General features: G+C 49.2%; 7 protein-coding genes. 4 read left to right on the top strand and 3 right to left on the bottom strand.

Annotation, left to right across the window (positions count from 1 at the left end; all coding sequences use genetic code 11):
* Nucleotides 1–182 precede the first annotated feature (182 nt).
* Nucleotides 183–1,385, top strand: a complete 1,203-nt coding sequence (locus ACSZPU_RS22520; RefSeq protein ID WP_499003347.1) for a BaiN/RdsA family NAD(P)/FAD-dependent oxidoreductase — start codon at nucleotides 183–185, stop codon at nucleotides 1,383–1,385.
* A gap of 67 nt (nucleotides 1,386–1,452) precedes the next feature.
* Here ACSZPU_RS22520 and ACSZPU_RS22515 read toward each other — a convergent pair whose 3' ends face one another.
* The 3 genes from ACSZPU_RS22515 to ycgZ form a co-directional block, all read right to left on the bottom strand.
* Nucleotides 1,453–1,719, bottom strand: coding sequence for a biofilm development regulator YmgB/AriR family protein (locus tag ACSZPU_RS22515; RefSeq protein WP_499003345.1), 267 nt, complete (start codon nucleotides 1,717–1,719; stop codon nucleotides 1,453–1,455).
* A gap of 51 nt (nucleotides 1,720–1,770) precedes the next feature.
* Nucleotides 1,771–2,082 (bottom strand): hypothetical protein, encoded by a 312-nt coding sequence (locus ACSZPU_RS22510; protein WP_499003342.1) that lies wholly within the window; start codon nucleotides 2,080–2,082, stop codon nucleotides 1,771–1,773.
* 119 nt (nucleotides 2,083–2,201) lie between these two features.
* Nucleotides 2,202–2,444, bottom strand: a complete 243-nt coding sequence (gene ycgZ / locus ACSZPU_RS22505; RefSeq protein WP_499003340.1) for a regulatory protein YcgZ — start codon at nucleotides 2,442–2,444, stop codon at nucleotides 2,202–2,204.
* Nucleotides 2,445–2,790: 346 nt separating this feature from the next.
* Here ycgZ and ACSZPU_RS22500 point away from each other — a divergent pair, with 346 nt between their 5' ends.
* The 3 genes from ACSZPU_RS22500 (at nucleotide 2,791) to ACSZPU_RS22490 (ending at nucleotide 5,509) form a co-directional block, all read left to right on the top strand.
* Nucleotides 2,791–4,011, top strand: coding sequence for a diguanylate phosphodiesterase (locus ACSZPU_RS22500; RefSeq protein ID WP_499003339.1), 1,221 nt, complete (start codon nucleotides 2,791–2,793; stop codon nucleotides 4,009–4,011).
* 247 nt (nucleotides 4,012–4,258) lie between these two features.
* Nucleotides 4,259–4,990 carry a MerR family transcriptional regulator gene (locus ACSZPU_RS22495; protein WP_499003337.1) on the top strand — a complete coding sequence of 244 codons (732 nt, stop codon included), beginning with the start codon at nucleotides 4,259–4,261 and terminating at the stop codon, nucleotides 4,988–4,990.
* Nucleotides 4,991–5,245: 255 nt separating this feature from the next.
* Nucleotides 5,246–5,509 (top strand): hypothetical protein, encoded by a 264-nt coding sequence (locus ACSZPU_RS22490; protein ID WP_499003334.1) that lies wholly within the window; start codon nucleotides 5,246–5,248, stop codon nucleotides 5,507–5,509.
* Nucleotides 5,510–5,932 lie beyond the last annotated feature (423 nt).

Below are 5,932 nucleotides of genomic sequence, written 5' to 3'. Positions count from 1 at the left end.
CCTCATTTCTCGCTGCCGTCCAGATCAGATGCATCGCTCTCTGGGCTAAAATCTTGTGACGACACTATCTAAGCATATTCTTATATTTTTCAATGCAATGGATATTGCTCTGCGCATTCGGGCTGGTGTGACCACCCCGAACTCTTTACAATCCGCCGCGACATAATGAAGAGGGTTCAGGTGTGGAACGGTTTGATGCCATTGTTATTGGTGCCGGTGCGGCAGGAATGTTTTGTGCAGCTCAGGTGGGGCAGGCGGGCTTGCGCGTGCTGTTACTGGATAACGGCAAGAAGCCTGGCCGCAAAATCCTGATGTCCGGCGGCGGGCGCTGCAACTTCACTAACCTCTATGTTGAGCCTGCGGCCTACCTCAGCCAGAACCCCCATTTCTGTAAATCAGCCCTTGCCCGCTATACCCAATGGGACTTCATTGATCTGGTGGGCAAATACGGTATCGCCTGGCATGAAAAGACCCTCGGCCAGCTTTTTTGTGACGACTCCGCCGAGCAGATTGTCAATATGCTGGTGGCGGAGTGCGAGAAAGGCCAGGTCACGCTGCGTCTGCGTAGCGAAGTTCTGGGTGTGTCCCGTGATGACGACGGCTACACGTTGCAGCTCAATGGCGAAACGGTGGCGGCGAAAAAACTGGTGATCGCCTCCGGTGGGCTTTCCATGCCGGGGCTGGGAGCATCGCCGTTTGGTTATAAGCTCGCCGAGCAGTTTGGCCTGAACGTGCTGCCAACGCGCGCCGGTCTGGTGCCGTTCACGCTGCACAAACCGCTGCTGGAGCAATTCCAGGTGCTCTCCGGTGTTTCGGTGCCTTCGGTGATCACCGCCGAAGACGGCACCGTTTTTAAAGAGAACCTGCTCTTTACCCATCGCGGCCTGTCCGGGCCAGCGGTTCTGCAGATTTCCAGCTACTGGCAGGCGGGTGAGTTCGTCACCATCAACCTGCTGCCGGAATGCGATCTCGACGGCCTGCTCAACGAGCAACGTCAGGCGCACCCGAATCAGAGCCTGAAAAACACCCTGGCGATGCAACTGCCGAAACGGCTGGTGGAGTGTCTGCAACAGTTAGGGCAGATCCCGGATGTCACCCTTAAGCAGCTCAATAGTCGTGAACAGGAAACCCTGGTCGACACGCTGACCAAGTGGCGCGTGCAGCCTAATGGCACCGAAGGGTATCGCACGGCGGAAGTCACGCTGGGTGGCGTTGATACCAACGAGCTCTCTTCACGCACGATGGAAGCGCGTAAGGTTCCTGGGCTCTATTTTATTGGCGAAGTGATGGACGTGACCGGCTGGCTGGGAGGTTATAACTTCCAGTGGGCGTGGGCCAGCGCCTGGGCGTGCGCGCAGGCGTTAGTGGAGAATAACCGGCTTTAATGCGTAAAATGAATACGACGCCGCGTCATAACTTGACGATGCGCCTCGCATTTCACTCGATTACGCTTCAGATATCATCCATCGTATGATCGACAACGATTTCCAGCGTCTTACGCAGGATGTCTTTTCTCACCACATCTTCCGTGTTTTCCATGAGATTGATCAGGCGCAGGATGATGGCTTTGTTGGTAATGTTCCCGTCGTAAGCCAGGATGCTACGGATAACGCCGCCAAGAATGGTGGTTTCTTCAACCAGCAAATCGCCGGCATTACGGAAATAGTCAGACAACGTCTTGTTGGGCAGATTGTTATAGAGATCTGATTGCTCAATCATCACCGGGTTCATTTTTGTCGCGCCTTAGTAAAATTATCCGCACCAGAATCATCAGAGTTTCTTACTGCGATCCTGTCGTTGTCGATTGCCGAATAATGGATACACATTATCTCCGGCGTCCCTGAGCATCTCATGTTGCTCATCTTTATTTTGATGAGGCTCAGCAGCAAACGTATTGCTGCTGATTTCCTCAACCAGACGCATAATCATTGCCCGCCGCTGGCCGTCTTGCTCATGGCTCTGCATAGACTGCAACTTCGCGATGAGGGCCAGGGTATTAATTGCGCCTTTTTCTTTGAGGAGGGACAGCATTGCCTCCCCAATCAGTTCATCTGTCAGTCGCTCATGTTCACTACTATTCATAACTACAATCTCTGGTTGCCGCATGGTCCATTTAAGGCGTGCGGCATGAAGTCATTTCTGCCAGACAGGAACAATGTCTCATGCCGGCCCGAATTGACTTAATGTACAGGTCATTTTGTTTACTCATGACCGAAAAGCAGATTTATCAGCATCTGATAATGGCGTTCCTCTTCCGGTGTTGATGCCTGTTCCAGCCGGCTGAGTAATTTTGTACAGAGCGATTTTCTGTTCAAATGCCGCCCATCTTTCAGTATATCGACCACAATCTCACCCAGCGTTTCTTGCTGTGTTGGCAGATCTGCCGTGTCGATATAACGGATAAAAGCGTTTGTTGTGTCCGGAAGATAACCGTTCTGATGCATTTGTCACTCCTGTATAACCTGCTATCAGTATAGGGAAGTATTAAGCTATACAACTATAGAAAACCTGTACATAAAAGTTGTACAATTTTTTCTTTGTTTTTGATCAAAAAGTGCTATCTTTTTATTTTCAAGGAGATAGAAATGATAAATACGGTGTGCTAGCGGGTTCCAGGCTACACTTTTAGCGAAACATTCGCTGAGGCGACATCAAAAACCACAATAACATCAGGTTTTATCGTCTCAACATTAATCAGTTGTATACCCGCCGTTGGTCATGGTCATTACAAGACCCCCTGCGTAAGCCTATGTTATTGTGGCAATTACAACGCTATCTTTCGGATTGCTCATGCTCACAACTCTTATTTACCGCAGTCATATTTGCGATAACGTTTCGTTTGCTCTGTTGGAGGACATGGTCGCAGCGGCGAACCTCAAAAACGGCGAAGCGGATGTCACGGGTATTTTGTTGTTCAACGGCACCCACTTTTTCCAGTTGCTCGAAGGCCCGGAAGCGAGTGTGTCTGCTATCTACCAACATATTTGTACCGATCGCCGTCACTACAATCTTGTGGAGCTGTTACGCGATTATGCGCCGTTGCGGCGATTTGGTAAGTCAGGCATGGAACTCTTTGATTTGCGTGAATATGACAGGGAAGAAGTACTTCAACATGTCCTGGATAAAGGCACATCCCGGTACCAGCTGACCTATGAAGACCGTGCGCTCCAGTTCTTCCGTACCTTTGTCGAAGACCTGGAAAAAGAGAACTATTTTGAAATTCCTCCCGGTGATTCGTGGGAGTTTATTGTGGATGAAGGTGACACTACGCCTTTGACGCTGCCGCCAGACCGGGAAGCAGGATGCTATTTCGCATTTCAGCCGATTATCGATCCCTTTGCCCGGGAGATCATTTCGCTGGAAGCGTTGATTCGTACTCCCGATGGGCATGCGCCGCAGGTCTGGTTTGATGGGCTGAATAGTGATGATGTCTATGAAGCTGATTTAAAAAGCAAAAAAATAGCTTTTGCGATGGCATCCGCCCTTAATCTGGGAACACAGACGCTGTCGGTCAACTTGCGTCCCATGACGCTGGTGAATGTTCCCGGTGCGGTTAATTATCTGTTAGAGGCCACTGAGGCGCATGGTCTTGTACCGGAGCAGGTCATTGTTGAGTTCACTGAAAATGAAGTTATTTCCAGGCTGGATGCGTTCACCGATGCTGTCAGGCTACTGAAAGCCGCCGGTTTTCGGGTGGCTATCGATCATTTTGGCGCAGGGTTCGCCGGTCTCTTGCTGCTGGCGCAATTTCAGCCTGAAAGGATCAAGATTAACCGCGACCTGATCAAAGATGTACACAAAAGCGGGCCTCGCCAGGCCATTATTCAGGCCATCATCAAATGCTGTATTTCGCTGGAAATCAACGTGTCAGTTGTCGGCGTTGAAAAGCCGGAAGAGTGGATGTGGCTTGAGTCTGCAGGCATCTCCCAATTCCAGCGCTATCTGTTTGCGGCCCCCGCGCCTGGGGCGATACCCGCTATCTCCTGGCCTGAAAAGCGAGGCGGTCTTTAACTTTTACCACTAAATCCACTTGTTTATCCCACACCGCGATGCGTACGCCAGCGGTGTGGGTCACTTTCTCCCTTCTTCGCAGGCACAATCGTTGTGATGTTGAAAACCCTTTTTGCACATCGTCCGATTCCGGTTATGCTTGCTAATAGGCACTTTCTGGCTTGTACAAGATAGGCAAGTTGTACAACTCTGTTTAGAGTAATAAGTTTGGAATAGTAACGTATTGGGTTTGAGTTTGAGGGACGCAATGACCTTTTACAGTATTGGCGATGTCGCTGAACGATGTGGGATAAATCCAGTCACGCTGCGCGCATGGCAGAGACGCTATGGCTTGTTGAAACCTCAGCGCAGCGAAGGGGGTCATCGACAATTCGATGAAGAAGATATTCTACGGATTGAAGAAATCAAACGTTGGATAGAGAGCGGTGTTCCGGTCGGAAAGGTCAAAGCGCTTCTCGAAGAGAATAAAGTGGCTTCGCATGATGGATGGGAATCGCTTCAGGAAGAGGTGTTGGCCGTACTACGGCAAATTCGCCCCGCTAAACTGCGCGCCTTGATCATGGCAATGGGCCGGGAGCATACCGCTGATGTGCTTATCGATCATGTCTTTGTGCCTGTTCGCCAACGGCTTTCGCTTGATCAAAGTACCGCCCGTGCTATGTGTAGCCTGCTGGACGGTGTTTTAATCGATTACGCCGTCTTATGCCTTGCCCGTTCACGTAAGAAAATGGGGAAAGATGCACTGTTAATTGGCTGGGGCTGCGATGATCGCACTCGCCTGTGGCTGGAGGCATGGCGTTTATCACAGCATGACTGGAATATTGACGTCCTGCCGGAACCGTTAGACACGCTTAGACCGGAACTCTTTCCTGGCCTGAATATATTCATCTGGACGGGCAAAACATTGTCGCGTCATCAGCAGGAGCAATTCACACACTGGAAGGAGCAAGGTTTTGCCGTCACTTTTCACGATGTGTAGTGCGAAAAAGTAACCAGCAAAAGGCTATTTGCCTGTATTGGGGGGAGAAGGCACTCCCGCCCATCCTCCGCTATTTTTTGTTCTCGCATGCCGACACAGTCTGCTGAGCACAACGTCCCGCGTGACTTATGCATCCTGCCCTTTCCCCGATATACAATTTCTTTCTCATCCTGTCCTCGTGTCTTCCTGTGATATTACTTACATTAAGAATCCCCTGAATATTCAGTAGCCGTCGCGTTACTGGCTATAATAAAAATGCAAGGCATTGTTAACTCATTAATAAAGGAGGTGGGTTTGGTTATAAATTCTGATGAACATAAATTGGGGTATATTGCTATCGGCGAAGCCGTGTTATCCCACATCATCAGTGATAAGGAAATTTCCTGTGAGTCACTCATGCTGATGTTAACAAAACACGCGAAGGATGTGACGAATAAAGATAAATTATCTCAAATTTGGCTGGGGCATTCTTTGCTGACTCGCGCCCGCCATGACCATAAATCACTTACTGAAAGCTAATTTCCGGTAACGTGTCTGCCACTGTGAAGTGAATTAAAACAGCCGCTACAGAAGGCGAGGTGCTCTTTCAACTCGTCCTGGGTAATGGCGTTTAGCAGGATAACTTTCCTGTGAGTTTTAATTTACGAACCGCGCTCTGTTTCATTAATTGATATGGAGAGGAGGGTATATGCCATTGACTCACTCTATTCAATCCAACGTTATCAGTTAGATACCTCGTTATACAGATATCGGGCATTGAAATATTCATCTACAAAATCATAGCGAGAATGTAAAGCCTCATCGCTTTTACCTTGCTTTTGCACATTTTTTATTAATGAATAAAACAGGAGAATTCTCACTAAACATAGCGAATTCAGATAATAAGTGCAACGCTCGGACATGATTGTGGAGAGTGTAGGAGGAAGGGTTAACTACCGATAA

The organism is Phytobacter sp. V69, assembly GCF_965644215.1.
Classification (GTDB): domain Bacteria; phylum Pseudomonadota; class Gammaproteobacteria; order Enterobacterales; family Enterobacteriaceae; genus Phytobacter.
Note: the sequence above shows the minus strand (reverse complement) of the source record. Positions and strands in the feature narration are given on the sequence as shown.

Bases quoted from the DNA above. Each gene is read 5' to 3' on its own strand.
- ACSZPU_RS22515 (WP_499003345.1), bottom strand. From the start codon at position 1,719: ATGATTGAGCAATCAGATCTCTATAACAATCTGCCCAACAAGACGTTG.
- ACSZPU_RS22495 (WP_499003337.1), top strand. From the start codon at position 4,259: ATGACCTTTTACAGTATTGGCGATGTCGCTGAACGATGTGGGATAAAT.
- ACSZPU_RS22510 (WP_499003342.1), bottom strand. From the start codon at position 2,082: ATGAATAGTAGTGAACATGAGCGACTGACAGATGAACTGATTGGGGAG.
- ACSZPU_RS22500 (WP_499003339.1), top strand. From the start codon at position 2,791: ATGCTCACAACTCTTATTTACCGCAGTCATATTTGCGATAACGTTTCG.
- ycgZ (WP_499003340.1), bottom strand. From the start codon at position 2,444: ATGCATCAGAACGGTTATCTTCCGGACACAACAAACGCTTTTATCCGT.
- ACSZPU_RS22490 (WP_499003334.1), top strand. From the start codon at position 5,246: ATGCAAGGCATTGTTAACTCATTAATAAAGGAGGTGGGTTTGGTTATA.